The organism is uncultured Chryseobacterium sp., assembly GCF_936933875.1.
Lineage (GTDB): Bacteria > Bacteroidota > Bacteroidia > Flavobacteriales > Weeksellaceae > CAKZIK01.
Window position 1 is genome coordinate 15,790 of sequence record NZ_CAKZIK010000048.1, and the last position, 22,100, is coordinate 37,889.

Sequence of the window (22,100 nt, forward strand, 5' to 3'; positions counted from 1 at the left end):
TTTAAAATTTTTCATTTATTATTGTCTTTTAAAATCCTAAAGTAAATCCTAAGGATATTGTTTTCATTAAATATGATCTACTATCTGTTGTCCCAGCAATACTCTGTTCAGGATCAATACCTTCATGTGATTGCCAAGTCCAAAGATTGTCACCTTGCAAGAATAATCTCATCTGCTTGATGCCCCAACTCTCTAACATTGATTTATCAATATTATAACCTAATGTTAGCGATTTAAGCCTTACATAATCATTTTTAAATAAGAATCTTGTAGATGAAGATGCATTGTCGTTCTGCATTTGAATGTTCATTGGGATGGCAGAAGTATCTCCAGGCTGTTGCCAAGCATTCATTACATCAACAGATTGTTGATAGCCTGGTCTTGAGAAGCCAGACATTAATGCTGCATAAGACGAATCATATACATAAGCACCGAAACTAAAGTTAAATAATGCGTTAAGATCTAAATTTTTCCATCTAAAATAATTTGTGAAACCTCCCGTAACATCTGGCAGTGAACTACCCACATAACTCTTATTAGCTTCGACATTGGCAACTGAGTAAGTACTAGTTGTGCCCAAAGTTACATTACCGTTAGCATCTGTTGTTTTAGTTTGCCAAGTACCCATACCTGTTGCAGGATCAACGCCTGTCCACACTGGAAGATAAAAATCATAAAGTGATTGTCCTACCGCCCATCTTTTTGTTCCGTTCTGGAATGAAGCCTGAGTTAGTTCTGTAATTTTATTCTTTACAAAAGAAAGATTTAAGCCAGTACTCCATTCGAAATCATTGCTTCTTGTATTAATTGAATTTAAAGCAACTTCCCAACCATAATTCTTGATACTACCAACATTTGTAGTAATTGAAGTATTGCCAGTAGAACCAGGAAGTGGTTTTGCATAAATTAGATCAATAGATTCTCTATTAAACCAGTCAACCGATCCAGATAGTCTGTTCCTAAACAGTCCAAAGTCTAATCCAAAGTTAGTGGAAGCTGTTTTTTCCCAAGTTAGATTATAATCATTAACAGAACCAAGAATAACACCTGTTTCATCAAGTTGATTCCAACCAGTGTTGAAAAGAGTTAAGTAAGGAAAATATCCAATACCTCTGTTATTTCCTAATTCTCCATAGGAGGCTCTTAATTTCAAATTATTAACAGTTTCATTTCCATTAAGAAAACCTTCTCTTGAAATCACCCACGATCCACCAACGGAATAAAAATCACCCCATCTTGTCTCTGGTGAAAATTTAGTTGATCCATCTTTTCTGTATGACCCTTCTAAGAAATATTTGTTTTGATAGTTATACATCAATCTTCCCATGTAACTTACCATTCTTTCTCGATCAATATATCCACCAACCGATTCCGGTTTTGTAGAACCATTAAGAACATATACATTAGGCAAATAACCTGTCGCCTGCGCAGATAGTCCATCATAAGTAAACTGATAAACCTCAAAAATACCTTGTGCACCCAAAGAATGATTCCCAAATCTTCTATTATAATTTAAGCTGTTAGTAAAATTTACAGTTTTGCCCAAATTTCTGTCCTGAGAAACTCTACCTCCTACTGAAGCTGCAGAACCATATGCATAATGGTCATAATAATACTCATCTAACATATATTGCTCATAACCTAACAATGATTTCAAAGATAAATTTTCGTTAAAAAAAGCTTCAGCAAAACCATTTGCTGTAAAAGTAGTCCTTTTAACCGTATTTTTGTTATTGTAAAGAGCCCCTACCGCATTTTCATTTTCAAACAAAGGTCTTTGTTGGTTTAAAAGTCCTGCACCGTTTGCACCATAGTCATAAATTGGGTTTCCAAAAGAATCAAGCATTAGATTACCATCTACATCATGACGATATAGTGGATAAATATTAGCTAAACTATAAATCCATTGGATACTACTCGCATAAGTATTACCTGATTGCACAGGATAATTCTGACCTGATGCCGTATAAGCCCCATTAAGTCCAACTTTTAACCAATCTTTAGCTTTTGTTTCAACGTTTATTCTTACACCCGTTCTTTCAAAATTAGAACTTTTAACAGAGCCGTCCATATTAAGGTAGTCTGCGGCTAAGAAATAAGTTGTTTTTGTATCACCTCCACTAACACTAAATCTATGTTCTTGCTTAAATGCACTTTTATTTAGAATTTGATTTGCCCAATTGTTATCCCAAAGCAATTTTGCTCCTGAAACTATATTTCCGTCCGTTCCAACAGGATTAACAACATTATAAGGATTATAACCTAAATAACCTATCAAATTATTTGTTGCGTTAGCAGCTGCAGTTGCTTCGCTTTGCTTTGATGAATATTGATAAAAATTCTTAAGCCCTTGCCAAGAATACTTCATATAATCTTCTGCCCCAAGTGTTTTATGTAACTTAACGGCAGGTGATGAAACTCCCGCTAATGAAGTGAGTGTTACAAGGGGAGCAGTGTTTAATCTACCTTTTTTAGTAGTTATAACAAGGACACCATTAGCCGCCCTTGACCCATACAAAGCTGTTGATCCAGCATCTTTCAATAGGTTCATTGATTCAACCTGATCTTGAGAAATACTGTTAATATTACCATTATATGGTACACCATCCACAACAATTAATGGTTGCGTACTAGCATTAATAGAGCCAACACCCCTTACAAATATCGATGGATTATCACCGGGCTGACCTCCTGAGGTAATTACATTTACACCCGCTACCGTTCCCTGCAATGCCGATACAACACTGGTTGCCTGCTGTGTTTGAAGTACTTTTTTGTCAACAGTTGCTACTGAACCTACAATAGCTTCTCTTTTTTGTGCACCATAAGCAACAACAACCACTTCTTCAATTTCATTGGTTTTTTGACTCAAAGTGTCATTTTTTGTTTGCGCAAGCATTAAGCCACCAATAAAGAAGGCTGCCCCTGCATTTACAAATCGTAATTTAACATTCATATTAATAAAATTTAATATTATTTTTGACAAAAATGTTAATTTTTTTTAACATTTGCAAGTTTTTTTTTAATTATTCTTCGAAAAGATTTTACATTATAATTAAGATATCTAAAATTACTGTTAAAACATGAGGAAAATATTGAAATAAAATTTTGAAAATATTAATAATTAACAGTCTTAAATTTTAGTGTTATTTAATGGAGTAAGGTTAGGAATTTAACTTTTATTTATTCTTTAGGATAATAATAACACAGTTAATCTTAACCAAAAAACCCGGCTGAAAAATCAACCGGGCTTTGTATGAGATTTGAAACTGACTATTTCAATTTTTTCTTTACTTCTACTTCTTCGTAAACTTCAAGGATGTCGCCTACTTCAATGTCGTTGTAACCTTTGATGTTCAAACCACATTCGTAACCCTTGGTTACTTCTTTTACATCATCTTTGAAACGTTTCAGTGATTCCAGCTCTCCGTCGAATTTCACGATACCATCACGAAGCAATCTGATCTTCGAGTTTCTTGTAACTTTTCCGGTAAGAACCATACATCCCGCAATAGAACCAACTTTCGAAATTTTGAAAACTTCACGGATTTCTACGTTACCGATAACTTCTTCTTTAATTTCCGGCGAAAGCAATCCTTCCATCGCTTCTTTAACTTCATCAATTGCTTTATAGATGACAGAATACGTTCTGATTTCGATTTCTTCTCTGTCTGCCAAATCCTTTGCGTTTGCTCCGGCTCTTACGTTAAATCCAATGATAATGGCATCAGAAGCCGTTGCTAAGTTCACATCAGACTCGGTAATTTGACCTACACCTTTATGAAGAATATTCACATTGATTTCCTCTGTAGACAATCTTTGTAACTGGTCAGAAAGTGCTTCCACAGAACCGTCCACGTCACCTTTCAAGATAATATTCAGTTCTTTGAACTCTCCAAGAGCAATACGTCTTCCAAGTTCCTCAAGCGTTGTATGTTTTTTCGTTCTGATGGAAAGTTCACGCTGCAGTTGCTCACGCTTATTGGCTATTGATTTTGCTTCAGATTCATCTTCATAAACTCTGAACTTATCACCGGCTGTAGGAGCTCCGTCCAAACCAAGAATTGTTGCAGGGATAGAAGGCCCCGCTTCTTTCATGTTTCTTCCACGCTCATCCAACATTGCTTTTACCTTACCGTGGTTTTTACCGGCAAGAACGTAATCTCCTACTCTTAAGGTTCCGGTTTGTACCAACATGGTTGCTACATAACCTCTACCTTTATCAAGTGATGCTTCAATTACAACACCCTGTGCATTTCTGTCCGGATTCGCTTTCAGTTCTAGCATTTCTGCCTGAAGCAATACTTTCTCCAACAACAAATCTACATTGTTACCAAATTTCGCTGAAACCTCCTGAGACTGAACATTTCCACCCCATTCTTCTACCAAAATATTCATGGCAGAAAGTTGTTCACGGATTTTATCCGGATTTGCGTTTGGCTTATCAACTTTGTTCAAAGCGATAATCATTGGTACCCCTGCAGCTTGTGCGTGAGAAATTGCTTCTTTGGTTTGAGGCATTACATCATCATCGGCAGCAATTACGATAATAGCGATATCGGTAATTTGTGCACCTCTTGCTCTCATCGCGGTAAACGCTTCGTGACCTGGTGTATCTAAGAATGTAATTCTTTGTCCGCTTTCCAATTTTACGTTGTATGCACCAATGTGCTGCGTAATCCCTCCAGATTCACCAGCGATTACGTTGGTTTTTCTAATGTAGTCAAGTAGGGAGGTTTTACCGTGGTCAACGTGTCCCATTACTGTAACGATTGGCGCTCTTGCAACCAAATCTTCTTCTGCATCTTCCACCTCATCTGCAAGGCCTTCTTCAAGGTCTGCATCGGCAAATTCAATTTTATAACCGAATTCGTCAGCTACAAGTAAAAGCGTATCTGCTTCCAAACGTTGGTTCATGGTTACCATTACCCCAAGAGAGAAACATGCTGAAATTACTTCTGTCGGGCTTACGTTCATCAAACTTGCCAATTCACCAACAGTGATGAATTCAGTAACTTTTAATGTTCTGTCCGCAGCATCCATTTCCTGCTGAAGTTCATCCTGCTCTCTTCTGAAAACTCTTTTCTCCTTACGATATTTAGCACCTTTGTTTTTGGCACCTTTACCCTGAAGTTTTTCAAGCGTCTCCTTGATTTGATTTTTTACCTGCTCATCTGTTAATTCTACAGGCATTACACGGTCTGCACCTCTTCTGCTTCCACCACGGTTGCTGTTATTGTTACCTCCGCGGTTTCCACCCTGTTGAGGACGGTTTCCGTTATTGTTGTACGGACGGTTTCCACCTCCGCCTTGAGAATTGTTATTGTTATTGCCTCCCTGACCTTGGTTTTGGTTCCCACCTTGACCTTGATTAGGCTTTTCAATTCTTTTTCTTTTCTTTTTATTGGCATTGTTGCCACCTCCGCTTGTGCTTGGCTTCTTTTCGAACTGCGTTAAATCCACAGTTTGCTTCAAAATTTTTGGCCCATCCAATTTTTGGTATTGGGTTTCAATTTTTACCGGCACGTCGGAAGTTTCAGTTGCAGGAGTTGTTTGTGCAAGAGGTTGAGCAACAGGTTTTTCTTGCACAACAGGAGCTGCAGCTTCTGTAGGTTTCGGAGTTTCCTGAACCTCTTCTTTCTTTTTATTTTTTGAAGCAGGCTTAGATGAAGATTCCAACTGAGAAAGGTCAATTTTATCAAGAACTTTAAATTCCTGTTTTTCCTTTGCTGCCGTTTTTTCTGCTGGAGTTTCTTCAACTTTTGGTTCTGCAACCGGTGTTTCTTCCACCTGAGCTTTGGGCTCCAAATCTATTTTACCTATAATTTTAGTTTCAGGTCGAAGATTAGCTTTAGCTCTGATTACTTCCGGTTTTTTAGGGGCTTCAATCTCCAATTTTTCTTCCGGAACTTTAGAAATCACCACTTCATGGGAAGCTTTTCTTTGCTCTCCGTCTTTACGGAACTCCGCTTCCAATGCAGAAAATGCCTGTTCTTCCAAAACAGCATTCGGGTTACTGTCGATTTCAATACCTTTTGCCTGAAGAAACTCTACGGCTCTCGGTATGGAAATATTCAGTTCCTTTACTGCTTTATTTAATCTTACTTTTGGCATATATTATTTTGCTTTATGCTTTACGCTTTACGCTGCAAGCTTTTAAAATTAAGTGATTAAGTATTATTTATTTTTTTTAGTCTTCAAATTCTTCTTTCAGAATTCTCTTCACATCTTCTATGGTTTCTTCTTCCAGATCCACCATGTTTAATAATGCATCGGTATCTTTATCCAAGACACTTTTCGCAGTTTCCAATCCTACTTTTTGGAACTCATCGATAATCCACTGCTCAATTTCGTCGTTGAATTCTGCTAATTCAACATCATCATCGGCTTGTTTTTCTCTGTAAACATCAATTTCATAGCCACTTAACCAAGAAGCCAATCTAATGTTCTGTCCCTGTTTTCCGATGACTTTAGAAATTTCCTCCACCGGCGTGTAAACTAAGGCATATTCGGTTTCCGTGTTAACTTCAATTTTATTGATGGTAATGTTTCCTAATGCTCTTTTCACCATAATTTCAGGGTTTTTAGAGTACTGGATAACGTCTATATTTTCATTCTTCAACTCACGTACAACACCATGAATTCTAGAACCTTTCACCCCTACACAAGCTCCAACCGGATCAATTCTGTCGTCATAAGCATCTACAGCGATTTTCGCTTTTTCACCCGGAATTCTCACTACTTTTTTCAAAATAATTGTTCCGTCCTGAATTTCAGGAATTTCAAGCTCAAGCAATTTCTCCAAGAATTTCGGCGCCGTTCTGGAAACGATAATCTGAGGTTTTGCCCCTTTAAAATCAACGCTTTCCACAATGGCACGGATGTTTTCTCCTTTCTTAAAGAAATCCGAAGGAATTTGGTTTTCTTTTGGTAAAATGAATTCATTCCCTTCATCATCCAACAAAATTACGTGTTTGTGACGAATGTGGTGTACTTCTCCTACAACAATTTCCCCGATTCTGTCGTGGAATTGCTCATAAAGAACATTATTATTGTATTCCTGCAGTTTGGTTGCCAAAATCTGCTTCAAAGTAAGGATGCTTCTTCTTCCCAACTGTGCAACAGGAATTTCCTGCGTAAATTCTTCACCAACCTCGAAAGTTGGGTCGATTTTCTTTGCTTCAGAAATTTCAATTTCCAAATCATCATCTTCAGACATTTCGTCTTCCACGATGGTTTTGTTCAGGAAAATCTGAAAATCTCCTTTATCCGGGTTTACGATTACATCAAAATGGTCATCAGAATCGAATCTTTTTCTCAACAAAGTCTTCAAAGAATCTTCGATGATGGCCATTAAATCAATCTTGCTAATCCCTTTTTCGTCTTTAAAATCACCAAAGGATTCAATCAACGCTAAATTATCCATGTTTTTATAATTGATTTTGATAAATGATTTCTGATTTTTAGAATCAACAACCTTTTATCTTTAGTTAAAATTTAATTGCTACTAATGCTTTTTTAATCTCGCTGTACGGAATTTCTTTTTCTTCCACTACATCCACTTTCCCTTTTCCTACTTCTTTTGGCTTTCTGTATTTTAAAGTCAAAGTAATTTTATCTTCATCTACTTTAGAAAGTTCGCCTTCAATTTTGGAGCTATCGTTCATCAGAATGTCTAATGTTCTGCCCAAATTTTTTCTGTACTGCCTTGGTGTTGAAAGCGGCTCGCTTAAACCTGCACTCATCACCTGAAGACTGAAATCGTGTTCTTCTCTGTCCATATTAAACTCGATAGCACGACTTGCATCCAGACAATCCTGAAGCGAAACGCCGTTATCTCCGTCCAATATTACCGTTACATCATCTCCTGCAGAAATTTTAAGGTCGATTAAAAACAAATCTTCTCTTTCTTTCAGGAAATCGTTCAATAACTCTTCTACTCTGTTTCTAAATTCCATAATGCTGAATTAAGGCTACGAAAAAAGGCTTTCTTCCGAAGGCCTTTCCATTTTTTCCGTAAATCTTTTGCAAATATACAACATTTCTACATACTATGCAATTCTTTATGAAAGTAAGCTTCCAACCTCAATTTTATTTATCTTTGCAAAGATTTATTAAAAACTCAGATTTTGAACATCACAATCGTTGGAACCGGCTATGTAGGCTTGGTAACCGGAACTACTTTGGCAGAACTAGGGAATTCTGTTTACTGCGTTGATATTGACGAAAAAAAAGTGGAAAGCATGAAGCAGGGAATTGTCCCTATTTATGAGCCTAATCTTGAAGAAATGTTTTTGAGAAACATTCAGGCTAACCGACTTTCTTTTACCACCAATCTTAAAGAAGCACTCGATAAAAGTGAAGTTATTTATCTGGCTTTACCAACTCCACCCGGAGAAGACGGAAGTGCAGATTTATCTTACGTTCTAAAAGTTGCCAACGATATCGGTGAAATGATGACCGATTATAAAGTGGTGGTGAATAAATCTACTGTTCCAGTGGGAACTGCAGATAAAGTTCGTGAAACCATTGCCGCGAAAACTGAGATTCCTTTCGATGTGGTTTCTAATCCTGAATTTCTGCGTGAAGGTTTTGCCGTGGAAGATTCTATGAATCCTGCAAGAGTAGTGGTAGGTTCTTCTTCCGAGAAAGCGCAAAATATTATGGCGAAAATTTATCAGCCATTTACCAATACCGGAATTCCGATTATTTTCATGGATGAAAAATCTTCGGAGCTTACCAAATATGCTGCGAATTCTTTCCTGGCTGTGAAAATTACCTTCATGAACGAAATTGCAAATTACTGTGAAAAAGTTGGCGCTGATGTTGACAAAGTTCGTCTCGGAATGGGTTCCGATGACAGAATTGGACACAGATTTTTGTTCCCTGGAATTGGTTACGGCGGAAGCTGTTTTCCGAAAGATGTGAAAGCTTTAATTAAATCCGGAAAACAGGAAGGTTTTGATTTTCAGATTCTTGAAGCAACAGAAAACGTGAACCAAAAGCAGAAAGTGATTTTAGTTGATGAAATTGAAAAATATTTCGACGGAAATCTTGAGGGCAAAAAAATTGCACTTTGGGGATTGGCTTTCAAAGCGAACACTGATGATATCCGCGAAGCTTCTTCTTTGGATAACATTAAAATTTTATTGGAAAAAGGTGCATCTGTAACTGCGTACGACGCCATTGCAGAAGAAAATGTAAGAAAAATTCTGGGCGACAAAATTGCTTATGCAGAAGACATGTATTCTGCTTTAGAAGGAGCCGACTGTCTTCTCATCGCCACAGAATGGCCGGAATTTAAAAACCCAAATTTCAAACTGATGTCTGAAAAACTGAACAATAAAGTGATTTTCGACGGAAGAAATATGTATCCATTGGAAATTCCGGAACAAAACGGCTTCTTCTACAAAAGTATTGGAAGAAAAACAATTGGTTAATCTTCTCTACAAAAAAAACACAACACCTTGAAAATCAATTTATTTACGAAACTTATATTTGCAATGCTATTGGCTTTTACAGTCAATAGTTTTGTTTATTTTGCTTTCGGGAATATTTATTCTTCAAAAATACTGAACTATCAAAGCTTTCAGGAGCAGTTCAACAGTGGAATTTACCAATACCGGATTTTAAGCGGACATTTTTTGGTTTGGATTTATGATTTTCTAGGAAGTTTGAAACTGAATTACGATGTTTTTAAACTAAAATTTCTAAATCCGGATTCGGAGCCACAAATGTTCCTTTCATTTTACGTTCTTAATACATTTTTCACTGTTTTGAGCGCAGTGATGATGGTTTTAATCACAGAAACCAAAAATTTTGTTGCTACCGATTCTGAAAAAATATTGATAACCGCTGCAGGAATTTTCACGATTGCATTAACACAGTTTGTGATTGTTCCTTATGATGCTTCATCTTATTTTTTTCTGTTATTGTTCTTTTATTTCTTACTGAAATATTTAGAGAAAAACAATTCATTGAACCTCATCATTCTTGCCGCAATTATCATTATATCAACGCTTAACCGAGAATCTTCCGCACTTTCAATTTCGTTGGCTGCGACTTTACTGTATTCCAAATTTGGAATCAAAAAAGAAAGCATTGTTCCAGTTGCAGTTGTGGGAATTACATTCGTAGCGGTGTATTTGGGAATGCGTTTTGTAAACCAAAGTTTCAGCACAAACGATGGAAGTTTACTCACAGAAAACTTTACTCAACCCAAAAACTTTCTGGGAATTTTGTTTTGGGCTGTTTTCTTTGTATTTTCATTGATGATTTCAAACGGCAGACGAAATATAAAGAACATTGTTTTGTTTCACATTTGGGCTATTCCATATATCATCATGTGTTTTTATACGGGTATTTTATATGAAGCAAGGTTGTATGTGCCATTGTTTTTGACGTCATTACTCCTTGGTAAGGTGTCAACATAAAAGTTTAAGTTTAAATTGAAATTAATTATTATAAATTTGTAAAAAAATTACGCAAATGACTGAACCACAACAGCAGTGGACAGAAACTATAGAGTCTTCCCATTCCCTTTTCGACCTTAAATTGGGCGAGGTTTGGCGGTATAAAGATTTGGTATATATGTTTGTGAAAAGAGATTTCGTTTCGGGATTTAAGCAGACCATATTGGGACCGATTTGGTTTTTTATCAATCCAATTTTCACAACGATTGTATACCTTATCATTTTTGGAGGAATAGCTGGGCTTTCCACCGATGGTGCTCCCAAAATCCTCTTTTACCTTGTTGGGGTTACGCTTTGGAACTATTTCTCAGCATGTCTAACGGGAACATCGAACGTTTTTACAGGTAACGCCGGCATCTTTGGAAAGGTATATTTCCCAAGGCTGGTAATGCCTTTAACCATTGTCGTTTCCAACCTGATGCGTTTTGGTGTACAGTTTTGTCTCTTTTTGGCAGTGTGGCTCTATTACCTTGCCAAGGGAGAAATCCATCCCAATATCTGGGTTTTGGCCACTCCTTTTCTGATAATCCTGATGGCCGCCTTCGCCTTGGGAATGGGCATGATTTTTTCGTCCCTAACCACCAAGTACCGCGACTTGCAGATGCTCTTAGGATTTGGCGTGAGCTTATTCATGTATGTTACGCCGGTAATTTATCCACTTTCAAGCATTAAGGGGTTATTCAGGCAAATTGCAGTGTACAACCCTTTGACCGGAATTTTTGAATGCTTTAAATATGGTTGGCTTGGCGTTGGAGATTTTTCAGTGAACATGCTGCTAATAAGTTCCGTCATCATTTTTATTTTGCTGGCAATTGGAACGGTGATCTTCAATAAAGTCGAAAAAAGTTTTATGGATACCGTATAACGGTTTCGACATTAAAATTTAAAATATGTTAGCTTTAAAAGCAGAAAACATCTCTAAACAGTATCGTCTTGGCCAGGTTGGAACTGGAACTTTAAGCCATGATCTTAACCGGTTTTGGCATCAAATCCGTGGCAAGGAAGATCCTTACTTAAAAATTGGTGAATCCAATGACCGCTCCACAAAAGGTGAAAGTGAGTATGTATGGTCATTACGCGATATTAATTTTGAAATTGAGCAAGGTGATGCAGTTGGAATTATTGGAAGAAACGGTGCCGGAAAATCAACCTTACTGAAACTCCTGAGTAAGGTAACCAAACCTACCACTGGAAAAATTTATACCAACGGGCGTATTGCTTCATTGTTAGAAGTTGGAACCGGATTTCATCCTGAAATGACCGGACGCGAAAATGTTTTTTTGAATGGTGCTATTCTTGGAATGACAAGAAAAGAAATCACTCATAAATTTGATGAAATAGTAGATTTCTCTGGCGTTGAAAGATATATTGACACCCCTGTGAAACGTTATTCTTCCGGGATGTATGTCCGTCTTGCTTTTGCCGTAGCTGCCCACTTGGAATCTGAAATCTTGATTGTGGACGAAGTTTTAGCTGTTGGTGATGCAGAATTTCAGAAAAAATGTTTGGGCAAAATGGGTGATGTGAGTAAGGGCGAAGGAAGAACGGTGTTGTTTGTGAGCCATAATATGAGTGCTGTTCAAAAGCTTTGTCGATCGGGCATCTATCTTGAAAATGGGCTAATTAAAGATATTGGAGACATGAATACGTTAGCTTTATCCTATATCGATAGCGCAAAAAATGACAATCATTGGAGTGGCATTGTAAGTGAAAGTGGAGTAAATATTTACAAAACATATGCAGAAGCAAAAAATGGTAACAAAGATGTTTTTAAAGTGGATGATGAAATTGAAATTGGAATTAACTTAGAAATAACCCAAAAAATAGATGCTCTTGTTTGTGGATTTAACATACTTTCAGGATTTGGTCATCCTCTCCTTCGAGCTTCTTATAATGATCAAAATAAGGTAGAAACTTTGCCTGTGGGTAAACATCATTTAAGGTTTAGAATTCCACCTTATACACTTGCAGTTGGTAATTACAATTTTGACTTTGACATAGCAATTCCCTACGTGAAAAAAATATCCACTCCTGAAGTAAATATCAGTATTGAGGTAGCTGCAAAAAATGAACAAGACAACAAATATGCCTTAGAAAAAAGCATCGATTACAATTCTATAATAAGACCCCATTTTTTTATTGAAAACTCTATAAATAATGCAAATGAAATCAATCGAAGATATTGAATCAAAATCAGACAAAGTATCACACCATGGCTATCATCGATTTTACGAACGTTTTCTTGCTCCGTTTGTTGGCAAAAATATTTTGATGTTGGAACTTGGTTATGAAAATGGCTATTCCATAGAACTTTGGAAAAAATATTTTGAAGAGGTAAGAATACACTCTATCGACATCAGTGAAAATCCCAATGATGCTAGGATCGAAAAATACTTTCAAATCGACCAAAGTTCTACTGAGCAACTGGAGAATTTTACCAACAGTAATTTAGAAAAATACGATTTCATTATTGACGATGCGTCCCATGTACCCTTGCACCAATGGGAAACTTTCATTCAATTTTTTGAAATCCTAAAAGATGGCGGAATTTACATTATCGAAGATGTTGAAACCTCTTTTTGGAAGCAAAGTGAAATATTCGGTTATCAATTCAATTCCAATGAATTTTCTTTATTCCAAAAAATTCCTACTATTTGGGAAGCAATTAACCAAGAATTTATTGAAAACTCTGAAAAACTAGCAGAAACTTCTACACGAGAACAAACAACGATTCAGCAAATTGCATCTGTATTTATTGGCACAAACTGCATCATTTTTGAAAAAAAATCAGATAAAAACAAACATTATTACAGAACCAACGTTGAATACAGGCATAAAGATTTTATAAATTTTAAAAAACCTGAAAACTTGAAAAAGAAAGGCTTTTTTTCTAAAATTTTTAAATAGACATGCTTTCCATAATCATTTCATCATATCAAGCTCATTACTTCTCAGCACTCGAAAAAAATATTGCTGAAACTATTGGCATTCCTTATGAAATCATTAAGATTGAAAATCCCGGAATAATGGGCATCTGCGAGGCTTATAATAAGGGAGCTGAAAAGTCAAAATTCGAGCATTTACTCTTTCTGCACGAAGATGTACGGTTTGACAATTTAAATTGGGGTAATATTTTGATGGATAAATATTTCCAACTGCAGAACGTGGGAATTTTAGGATTGGCCGGTGATAAAGTAAAATTTCATTTGCCATACGGATTTAGTTCCGGCCTAATTAAGTTAGGATATATGTTTGTGAAACACAAAGAAGGCGATGCTAAACATTTTCTAATTCCACAAAACCCTTTGAAAGTAAAGCCGATGGATGGTGTTTTCCTCGCCATGAAAAAAGATGTTTGGAACCGTCTAAAATTTGATGAAAGTATAAAAGGTTACCACTTCTATGATTTGGATATTACCCTACGATCAAGTGAGCATTACCAAAATTATTTGGTGCATGATATTGATTTTTTACATTTTTCAACAGGGAATTTCGGAACAGAATGGGTAAATGCATGTATTAAATTTAACAAAAGAATTTATAGCAGTTATGATTATGTAGCACCAAAACAAAAAAGAGATATCCGAAAATTTTGGTACAAAAAGCTCTCAGGAGAAAAAATAAATTTCGGTACCAGGCTGCAGTATATGATTAGCATGGGAGCAAATAAAGATACGCTACAGGACGCACTGGCCTTTCTTCTTCCTGCTTACCAACTCAGCGAATACAAGGAGAAGTTCCGCCGCTCCATTTACCCGTACTGGACATCCAAAGAAGAAAAAATGTAAACAATGAAAACCTCCGTAGCCCTCTGTACCTATAACGGTGCAAAATATATTGCAGAACAACTGGACAGCATTCTTCAACAAAGCATCCCCGTAGACGAAATAGTGGTGTGCGATGACGGATCCACTGACGGAACAATGCAAATTCTCCAAAAATACCACGCCGAATTTCCTAATATTTTTAAAATCCATCAAAACGTGCAAACTCTTCGGGTTATAAAAAATTTCGAGAAAGCCATTCACCTGTCCTCGGGTGATGTAATATTTTTGTGCGACCAGGATGATGTATGGTTTCCCAATAAAGTAAAAACAGTCTTACGTTATTTCTCTGCCAATCCAGATATGGAGGCCGTCTTTCATAATTTGGAGCTTTACCAAGATGGGGCAAAAATTGATTTAACAGTTTGGGAATCACTTTCGTTTGATCCTGCTCATTTTCAAAATAAAGATTTAAAAAGAATATTACTTTTAATCGGAAATATCGTAACAGGAGCAGCATTGGCATTTCGAAAACAGAACAAAAACATACTTTTTAATGATGCTGGGAAATTTTATCTACACGATTATCAGCTCGCCTTGTATTTTTCACTAAGAAACAAAATAGGTATTATCAAAAATACTTTAGGAATATACCGACTTCATAATGAGCAACAAGTAGGAGTAGGGACTATAAAAAGCGAACACCGAGAATATTTGATGAACCTAGTAATGAAAACGATGGACTATCCTGCACTGTTTAGGCATTACAAATCAATTAATTTAGACAAATGGGGAAGTTTCTTGGTTCCTGAATCTGAATCCACAATCTCTGAAGAAATCAATTCTGAGCTTGAAATAGATATTCAGAATTTCTTACGCACCCTATCAAAAATCGAAAAATTAAAAACATTAATGCATTGGAAAATTAAAAACTCTCGACCCACTTGTATATGATCTCCATAATCATCTCTTCATATCAACCAACTTTCTTTGCGGCACTTGAAAAAAATATAGCCGAAACCATTGGTGTTCCTTATGAAATTGTGCAAATATACAATCCAGGAACGATGGGCATCTGCGAAGCGTATAATAAGGGAGCTGCTAAAGCAAACTTTGAACAACTGCTTTTCCTGCATGAAGATGTACTTTTTGAAACCCAAAACTGGGGAGCAATTCTTTGTAACCAAATGCAGCAAGGAAACGTCGGCGTTATTGGAGTTGCAGGATGTTCATATGTTCCCAATGTGCCTTTTGCGTGGTGGGACCTTTTTCCAGCGAGTTTTAAAAATCTAAAACAATACAATAAAAACCGGTTAGTTTCACAATTTTCATTAAAGGATGACAAAACAGTAATGGCTCTGGACGGCGTTTTTCTAGCCTGCAGAAAAGAAATCTGGCGGAAATTTCCATTTAATGAAAAAATCTCTGGTTTTCATGGATATGATATCGATTTCAGCGTTAGAGTCGCATACGATTACGATAACATCGTCACTTCAAAAATCATTATCAGCCATTTTTCAATGGGGAATATGGATGAAAAATGGTTGCGCAGTCTGATTGAAACGCGAGGTTATTTTAAAAAACCTAAAGGACAGATGATTAATAAAAAATATGAATATTTTTACTACACCAAATTGAAAACTTATTTAGAACAGTTCAATTTTCCAGATACTGAAAAGGGAATGATACTCAATAAATATAACAATCCCAGGTATATCGGATATAAAGCCTTTCTAAAAAATTTAACTTCATAAATGCCAGATATCTCCGTCATCATCATTACTTACAACCAGGAACAGTATGTGGAAAAAGCAATCCGTGGCGTCTTTATGCAGAATTTTAGCGGAAAAATCCAGCTTATTATTTCTAATGATGCTTCCAAAGACCGTACTGACGCGGTTATAAAAAAACTGATTGCTGAGGCGCCAGAAAACATCGAAGTTCTCTATAAGCTGCATCCTAAAAATATCGGAGCCACACCTAATATGTACGTTGCCCTTAGTAAAGTGAAAGGTAAGTATATTGCTCTTTGTGAAGGAGATGATTACTGGACAGATGTAAAAAAGCTCCAGCAACAATACGAGTTCATGGAGCAAAATCCGGGATATGCAATTTGTTTTCATTCAGTTGCCCAAGTCAATGAAAATGACGATATTATTCCCGACAAACAGTTCTCCTCCATTGAAGATCGCGATTATACAGCATTAGAGCTTTATCAGCATTGGCGCATTCACACCACATCAGTTTTCATGAAGGCTGAAGTTCTACAAAATGACGCGGTAAAACATACACTTAAAAATCCGCAACTGCTATATTTCGACACACCTCTTTATATGGCGGCTTCACTTAATGGAAAAATGAGGGGCAATTCGTCGATAATGTCGTCTTACCGTAGACATTCAGCGGGTATTTCTTATGGGGCAAACCTTAAGAGAGACCTCAAGCACAACATTTATGACAAAACCATTGGGGATTATTATGGTGGTAAAATAAAAGACTTAAGTAGTTGGCTAATACTGAACAGAAGTAAAAGTAATTTTTCCGAAAGCTTAAAAACCGGACAAGTTGTTTTAGCTTTTCGGTATTTTTGCTGGATATTGCGCAATTATAAAAAAATGGTGGTTTTGCTGCTAAAAAGCCTGGAAAAATAAGGTAATGGAAAAACTAAAAATCGGCTTCATATCAAACATCTCGCCCGAAAACAAAAAAGTATGGTCGGGAAGTATTTTCAGGCTCAATGAATCCTTTAAAGCTGAAGGTTTTAAAGTGATATGGATCCCTATAAAGTACACGAAAAACGATGTGCTATTATTTGAAAAAATAGAAATACTCTACAAAAAAATCTTTAACCGCGGGTTCAATAAAAATCATTTTGCAATCAAATCGAGAATCGCCGCCAAAAGAATTATAAAAGAAATAAAAAAACACGATCCGGATATTCTATTCACTGCTGGTGGAATTACGGAGATTGCCTTTCTTAAGACAAACAAACCAATTTTTTACTTTAACGATGCCAATCAGCACCAGTTGCTCAATTACTACGATGGGATGAGTGGTTTTGGATTTTTATCCAAAAAAGCGACAGAATATGTAGAAAAAAAGGCGCTCAACAATGCGGCTGCCGTAATATTTTCTTCAGAATGGGCTGCAGATTATGCCGAAAAACATTACGGAATCAACAGAAAAAAAATTCACATCAATAAATTTGGAGCAAATTCCAACGTCTCCAAAACAGATCGCAGAAAAAAAAGAAACTTGGATGAAGAAATAAGATTTTTATTTCTCGGAGTAGAATGGAAAAGAAAAGGCGGAGATATCACGGTGGACACTGTTAGGAAATTACGGGAACTGGGCTATCCTGTGTCGCTTTATATCGTAGGGTGCATTCCACCTTATAAAATATCGGACGACTTTATTACCGTGATTCCTTTTCTTAACAGAAATATACCCGAAGAAGCCCAAAGACTTGAAGAGCTTACTTCATCAGCTGATTTTCTTTTTGTGCCCACGCGCGCAGAATGTTATGGTGTTGTCTTTTGTGAGGCTGCAGCCAACGGTATGCCCGTAATTGCGACCGATACCGGCGGTATAAGCGCCATAGTGGAAAACGACCGAACAGGAATCCTGTTGCCACTTGAAGCTACAGCTGAAAATTACGCAGAGGAAATTTCCAGACTTTTGCAGGATCCTGGAAAAATTAGGCAGATGTCTTTGGCTGCAAAAAGAAAATATGAGGACGAACTAAATTGGGGTTTATTCGGAAAAAAAATGAAACAAATTATCGAAAACGTACGAAGCAAAGAAAAATAAAATTACGCATTTTTATCACCGTGCCGAAAATCTGTCCCTTATTTTTTGGGTAAAAACCTTTGCTGTTAGTATAAAAGATATACCCAAAAGTTTTTCCGTCCAAGGAATATGCTGTGCAGAAAGAGCAATATCCCAATATTTTTTGGCAAAATCCATCTCCTGCTCTTTGGTTTTAGCTATGTTCTGATCGATTCTTTCCGAATAGTTCAGCATGCTGTAACGCGGACTTTTCAACATATTATTCCAGACATTTGCGGTAAGGCCATCTTCGAGATAATCCCCCCCAAAAAGAACATGATCAGTAAAAAGTACTGGATGTTTTTGCATAATCCTGCGAAGAACCAAGGATTCCTGACAGAATTTTTCACCTTCAAAAACTGGAAAAGGAAACTGCTTTACAATCGCTGCACGCCAAATAAAACCCATTTCGCCATGGTGTGCCCATTGATAAGAATGATCCTCTGTCCAGGCTTTATTTCCAAATTGGGAAGGATTAAAATTTATTTTTTCAGAAAAACGAATTCCTGTAAAACCGGCAAATTTCTCATCAAGATGATCAGCAAGTTCTTTTATTTTAAACATTGCACACTTGCGGAGATAATCATCGCTGTCAATAATAACGAACCAATCGGCGCTGGTATTTTCCAGAGCTGTATTGATGGCGATATGTTTTCCTCCATTTTCCTGAAAAACATATCTGATGTTAATCTTATTTTCAGCTGTGAAACTTTCAACCAAACTTTGCGTCCCGTCGGTAGAGCCATCATCTACAATCAACCATTCGAAATTAATAAATTTTTGATTTAGCAGGCTTTCGTAGAGCCTTGTTAAAGTATGGGCGCGATTATAGGTGGGTGTGAAGATGGTAAATTTCATATTATTTAGCTTCAAAATTACTACTTTTGTAAAAAACACAGATGAAAACAGTTTATTTCTTTGATCATTTTGACATCCCTGGTGGCATACCCAAGATGCTTGTTGAAAAAATAAATTATCTATGTGACCATAGTGCCCATGATGTCTCTATAATTACCTATAAAAAAGAAATATCATCCTTCTTTCGATTAACCCCAAAAGTAATAATCATTTGCTTAGGATTGAACCTCGACGATCGAGATTTTCAAAATAAATTTAAAAACTTAGCATCTCAACATTTGAAAGAACTGAATGCTGATATTGTACTAACACCTGTATACAGCCACGCATTCTGGTTTTTACCGATGATCAAGGATGGAAGCAGGAAGATAGCGGAATTTCATACGTGCTACGAATCTGCACGGGGGTTTACAAATATCCGAACTAACTTTAGAAAATATTTGTTTGAAAGATATTTTTTTATAAAAGTGCTCCGTATTGGAAAAAGATATGACGCATTTGTTGTATTGTCAGGAACCGATTTCGCTAAATGGAAAAAACTTCTAAAAAACGTCCTGGTTATTCCTAACTGGTTAGATTACAATAATAATTTTGTAAAAACAAAAAACTCAAAAACTGCAATTGCTGTTGGAAGATTAGAAGGTATAAAATCTTTTCACTTAGCAATATCTGCATGGGCCTTCGTTGTGAAAAGATATCCCGACTGGCATCTCAAAATCTATGGAAGAGGGCTTCTGGAACAGGAGCTGTCTATCCAAATCAAGAAGTTAAAACTTCATGACAACATTACTATATTAGAGCCTATACCTGATCTCAAAAAACAATATAAAGAGGCTGAATTTTTTATCAACACATCTGCTTTTGAGGGTTTTGGATTGGTTATTTTAGAAGCAATGGCTAGTGGACTCCCTGTCCCTGTCATTAGTATGAAAATGAAAGGCGGTGGAAATGATCTTATTAAAAATAATCAAACAGGAATTTTATCTATAGGTAGAAATCCAGAAGAATTCTCAAAAGAAATCATTCAGCTTATAGAACACCCGGATAAAAGATATAAAATGAGCATTGCTGCCTTAGACAAATCGTTAGATTATCGTTCCGATAAAGTAATGAGCAAATGGTTGAATTTATTTGAACACTTAAAGATTAGTAAAAGTGCCTAAAAAATCTATCATCTTCATCGCAGATATGCCGGACTGGGCGTATCATAACATTGCGAAAACCTGGCAAAACTATCTGGAAGGTTGGAATTGCTACGTGGCTTTTGCAAATGATTTTGCAATGGATTTCAGGGAATTTTCTCCGCTTCGCAAATCTGTTTTAAATCTGAAAAACAAAATTCAAAACAAAGAAGTTTACAGAAAAATAGATGCTCACGGAAACTTTTCTGTTCCTACTTACAAAAAAATCCCTGTTTATCATATAGAAACTGGCGAAAGAACGGACAAAACGCACTTTGACATCATCGTAGAACTAGCCTATTATTTCCAGTACATTTCAAAATTTCCTTTTACCGCCGAGAAAAAATTGGTGGGCCTTTATACAGATTCATTTCCTCATGAAGGCCCGTTTTTAGACAAGCTGAACACCAGAAATGTGCGCGATCTTTCAAGACCCGATTTTTTTGAAATTTATCTTAAAAATTACGACGGGCTGATTGTAGGAAACACCAATCTTTTGGAAGATTATCAAAAATTTACCGATAAAATTGTTTTTGCAAATGGCATCTATCGGCAGAACGAGTTTGCTGAAAATAAAAATGTGGGCGAAAACGAAGGCTTGAAAATCGGTTGGACAGGAAATCCGAATCGAAGTATGAAAGGCTTCCACGAAGTGATAGAACCGGCTGTAGAAAAAGTGATAGCAACCGGTAGAAAAGTCACTCTTAAAACGAGATTTTCCGGAGATTATAGTGGCCTTTTGAACTTTTATAGTGATGTAGATGTTATTGCTATTGCGTCGGAAGCGGACACTGGTCCTTCGCTATTTGCAGAAGCAAGCTTGTCAAAAGTTCCAGCTATCTCCACAAAAATCGGTTTTCCGAAAATGATAATTGAAGATGGAATTAATGGAATGATCGTCAACAGAGATATCGAGGAAATGAAAAATGCAATTATCAAACTTTATGATAATCGGAATCTTTTGAAATCTTTTTCGGAGAGAATCAAAAAAGATTATCTTAAACAGCTGGATAACAGTATTTCTTTTGAGAATTTAAAAAAATTATTTACTTAGTAATATATCGAATGTTAGGAACACTAATTTGGAGAATAAAAGAAGCAGCTGCCGTTTTTCTTGGAAAAAAAAAGACAGAAAAACTTCCTGCAAAAATTGCTTTTCCGAGTCTTTCCACCCATACCCTACCTCGATTTTCCTACAAAAATGAGGAGGAAAAAGAGCGAATTGAAAACACCAGCATTGAATTTATTTTCAGTGAGTTTAAGGAAGAGCGTGTAAACGCAGGAGGCAATGACTTCAGTGGAAATTCCAGACTGGATCCCAGCCTTTCCACACTGAAGCATTACTTTCCAAACGCAAAATTCACGGTATATTCAGATTTTGATCTTCACGCTGATGGCGTCACAATCCAAAAGATTGAGCATCCTGAAATACAAAATACAGGCAATCCCAGACATTTTTATCATCTCGCAGATTACTATAAATTTCAAGGGATGTTGAATTCCGAAGCAGATGTTGCAATAGCAATAGATTCTGATATGTTCGTGTTTTCGAACGACATATTTGTACTAATTACACTTACGCAGAAGTTCGGTTTTTGTGTACCCACTTCGTCCGGGCGTTCTATGAATTTTGAGATAGCATCATCATTAGACACTATTCCTGTGGAAGATGCAAGTAACGGATTCGGACAGACCTGCAACATTACGCCAATGACTCTTGCAAAAAAATCAGAAGAAGGTAAAATTTATTATAAAGCCTGTTGTGAAATTTTAGAACAGGAACCTTCCAGAGCTTCCATTGTGATGTGGAAAGCCGCATGGAAAACCGGAAAATACCCTTATTTGCTCCCTAAAGAATTCTGTGTTTGCCGTGGAAGCGAAGGCATTGGAAACGAAGTAATTTTGCATGTAGGGCACCCTTCCGTAGCAAAATATTATAATAACCTGTTGTGCATTTAGCACAAATTAACTTTTAATTTGTTTAAACTTCTCTTGAA

General features: G+C 36.5%; 18 protein-coding genes. 13 read left to right on the forward strand and 5 right to left on the reverse strand.

Annotated features, from left to right (window positions below):
- Positions 1-28 precede the first annotated feature (28 nt).
- The 4 genes from Q0252_RS07525 to rimP form a co-directional block, all read right to left on the reverse strand.
- Positions 29-2,986: a SusC/RagA family TonB-linked outer membrane protein gene (locus Q0252_RS07525; RefSeq protein ID WP_297985023.1), complete on the reverse strand. Its 2,958-nt coding sequence runs from the start codon at positions 2,984-2,986 to the stop codon at positions 29-31.
- A 287-nt stretch (positions 2,987-3,273) separates the two neighbouring features.
- Complete coding sequence (gene infB / locus Q0252_RS07530) at positions 3,274-6,114, reverse strand: translation initiation factor IF-2 (RefSeq protein WP_297985024.1); 2,841 nt, start codon at positions 6,112-6,114, stop codon at positions 3,274-3,276.
- Positions 6,115-6,190: 76 nt separating this feature from the next.
- Positions 6,191-7,426, reverse strand: a complete 1,236-nt coding sequence (gene nusA, locus Q0252_RS07535; RefSeq protein ID WP_297985026.1) for a transcription termination factor NusA — start codon at positions 7,424-7,426, stop codon at positions 6,191-6,193.
- A gap of 64 nt (positions 7,427-7,490) precedes the next feature.
- On the reverse strand, positions 7,491-7,958 hold the full coding sequence (gene rimP, locus Q0252_RS07540; RefSeq protein ID WP_297985027.1) for a ribosome assembly cofactor RimP: 468 nt from the start codon (positions 7,956-7,958) through the stop codon (positions 7,491-7,493).
- A 171-nt stretch (positions 7,959-8,129) separates the two neighbouring features.
- On the opposite strand from rimP, the gene Q0252_RS07545 reads away from it, so the two are divergent.
- The 10 genes from Q0252_RS07545 to Q0252_RS07590 are packed head-to-tail and all read left to right on the forward strand — an operon-like array spanning position 8,130 to position 18,046.
- Positions 8,130-9,440 carry a UDP-glucose/GDP-mannose dehydrogenase family protein gene (locus Q0252_RS07545; protein ID WP_297985029.1) on the forward strand — a complete coding sequence of 437 codons (1,311 nt, stop codon included), beginning with the start codon at positions 8,130-8,132 and terminating at the stop codon, positions 9,438-9,440.
- A gap of 27 nt (positions 9,441-9,467) precedes the next feature.
- Positions 9,468-10,433: a hypothetical protein gene (locus tag Q0252_RS07550; RefSeq protein ID WP_297985031.1), complete on the forward strand. Its 966-nt coding sequence runs from the start codon at positions 9,468-9,470 to the stop codon at positions 10,431-10,433.
- A gap of 55 nt (positions 10,434-10,488) precedes the next feature.
- Entirely contained in the window at positions 10,489-11,337 is an 849-nt protein-coding gene (locus Q0252_RS07555) for an ABC transporter permease (RefSeq protein WP_297985032.1), read from the forward strand.
- 25 nt (positions 11,338-11,362) lie between these two features.
- Complete coding sequence (locus Q0252_RS07560) at positions 11,363-12,658, forward strand: polysaccharide ABC transporter ATP-binding protein (RefSeq protein WP_297985033.1); 1,296 nt, start codon at positions 11,363-11,365, stop codon at positions 12,656-12,658.
- Complete coding sequence (locus tag Q0252_RS07565; RefSeq protein WP_297985034.1) at positions 12,636-13,379, forward strand: hypothetical protein; 744 nt, start codon at positions 12,636-12,638, stop codon at positions 13,377-13,379. Before Q0252_RS07560 ends, Q0252_RS07565 begins: the two co-directional genes overlap by 23 nt.
- A 2-nt stretch (positions 13,380-13,381) precedes the next feature.
- Positions 13,382-14,260, forward strand: coding sequence for a glycosyltransferase (locus tag Q0252_RS07570; RefSeq protein WP_297985036.1), 879 nt, complete (start codon positions 13,382-13,384; stop codon positions 14,258-14,260).
- A 3-nt stretch (positions 14,261-14,263) separates the two neighbouring features.
- Entirely contained in the window at positions 14,264-15,190 is a 927-nt protein-coding gene (locus Q0252_RS07575; RefSeq protein ID WP_297985037.1) for a glycosyltransferase, read from the forward strand.
- Positions 15,187-15,990, forward strand: a complete 804-nt coding sequence (locus Q0252_RS07580) for a glycosyltransferase (RefSeq protein ID WP_297985039.1) — start codon at positions 15,187-15,189, stop codon at positions 15,988-15,990. The genes Q0252_RS07575 and Q0252_RS07580 overlap by 4 nt, the downstream gene beginning before the upstream one ends.
- A complete protein-coding gene (locus Q0252_RS07585; RefSeq protein WP_297985041.1) occupies positions 15,991-16,887 on the forward strand; it encodes a glycosyltransferase in 897 nt (298 codons plus the stop codon).
- A 4-nt stretch (positions 16,888-16,891) separates the two neighbouring features.
- Complete coding sequence (locus Q0252_RS07590) at positions 16,892-18,046, forward strand: glycosyltransferase family 4 protein (RefSeq protein WP_297985042.1); 1,155 nt, start codon at positions 16,892-16,894, stop codon at positions 18,044-18,046.
- Between the two features lie 15 nt (positions 18,047-18,061).
- Here Q0252_RS07590 and Q0252_RS07595 read toward each other — a convergent pair whose 3' ends face one another.
- Positions 18,062-18,922 carry a glycosyltransferase family 2 protein gene (locus Q0252_RS07595; protein ID WP_297985043.1) on the reverse strand — a complete coding sequence of 287 codons (861 nt, stop codon included), beginning with the start codon at positions 18,920-18,922 and terminating at the stop codon, positions 18,062-18,064.
- 41 nt (positions 18,923-18,963) lie between these two features.
- Between Q0252_RS07595 and Q0252_RS07600 the strand changes: the two genes are divergently transcribed.
- The 3 genes from Q0252_RS07600 to Q0252_RS07610 are packed head-to-tail and all read left to right on the forward strand — an operon-like array spanning position 18,964 to position 22,062.
- A complete protein-coding gene (locus Q0252_RS07600; RefSeq protein WP_297985044.1) occupies positions 18,964-20,085 on the forward strand; it encodes a glycosyltransferase in 1,122 nt (373 codons plus the stop codon).
- Complete coding sequence (locus Q0252_RS07605) at positions 20,078-21,157, forward strand: glycosyltransferase (protein ID WP_297985046.1); 1,080 nt, start codon at positions 20,078-20,080, stop codon at positions 21,155-21,157. Before Q0252_RS07600 ends, Q0252_RS07605 begins: the two co-directional genes overlap by 8 nt.
- An 11-nt stretch (positions 21,158-21,168) precedes the next feature.
- Complete coding sequence (locus Q0252_RS07610; RefSeq protein WP_297985048.1) at positions 21,169-22,062, forward strand: hypothetical protein; 894 nt, start codon at positions 21,169-21,171, stop codon at positions 22,060-22,062.
- Positions 22,063-22,100 lie beyond the last annotated feature (38 nt).

Excerpts from the sequence above, each read along its gene's own strand:
- Q0252_RS07570 (WP_297985036.1), top strand. The coding sequence starts at position 13,382 with ATGCTTTCCATAATCATTTCATCATATCAAGCTCATTACTTCTCAGCA.
- nusA (WP_297985026.1), bottom strand. The coding sequence starts at position 7,426 with ATGGATAATTTAGCGTTGATTGAATCCTTTGGTGATTTTAAAGACGAA.
- rimP (WP_297985027.1), bottom strand. The coding sequence starts at position 7,958 with ATGGAATTTAGAAACAGAGTAGAAGAGTTATTGAACGATTTCCTGAAA.
- Q0252_RS07595 (WP_297985043.1), bottom strand. The coding sequence starts at position 18,922 with ATGAAATTTACCATCTTCACACCCACCTATAATCGCGCCCATACTTTA.
- Q0252_RS07585 (WP_297985041.1), top strand. The coding sequence starts at position 15,991 with ATGCCAGATATCTCCGTCATCATCATTACTTACAACCAGGAACAGTAT.
- Q0252_RS07600 (WP_297985044.1), top strand. The coding sequence starts at position 18,964 with ATGAAAACAGTTTATTTCTTTGATCATTTTGACATCCCTGGTGGCATA.
- Q0252_RS07555 (WP_297985032.1), top strand. The coding sequence starts at position 10,489 with ATGACTGAACCACAACAGCAGTGGACAGAAACTATAGAGTCTTCCCAT.
- Q0252_RS07590 (WP_297985042.1), top strand. The coding sequence starts at position 16,892 with ATGGAAAAACTAAAAATCGGCTTCATATCAAACATCTCGCCCGAAAAC.
- infB (WP_297985024.1), bottom strand. The coding sequence starts at position 6,114 with ATGCCAAAAGTAAGATTAAATAAAGCAGTAAAGGAACTGAATATTTCC.
- Q0252_RS07565 (WP_297985034.1), top strand. The coding sequence starts at position 12,636 with ATGAAATCAATCGAAGATATTGAATCAAAATCAGACAAAGTATCACAC.
- Q0252_RS07580 (WP_297985039.1), top strand. The coding sequence starts at position 15,187 with ATGATCTCCATAATCATCTCTTCATATCAACCAACTTTCTTTGCGGCA.
- Q0252_RS07610 (WP_297985048.1), top strand. The coding sequence starts at position 21,169 with ATGTTAGGAACACTAATTTGGAGAATAAAAGAAGCAGCTGCCGTTTTT.
- Q0252_RS07575 (WP_297985037.1), top strand. The coding sequence starts at position 14,264 with ATGAAAACCTCCGTAGCCCTCTGTACCTATAACGGTGCAAAATATATT.
- Q0252_RS07560 (WP_297985033.1), top strand. The coding sequence starts at position 11,363 with ATGTTAGCTTTAAAAGCAGAAAACATCTCTAAACAGTATCGTCTTGGC.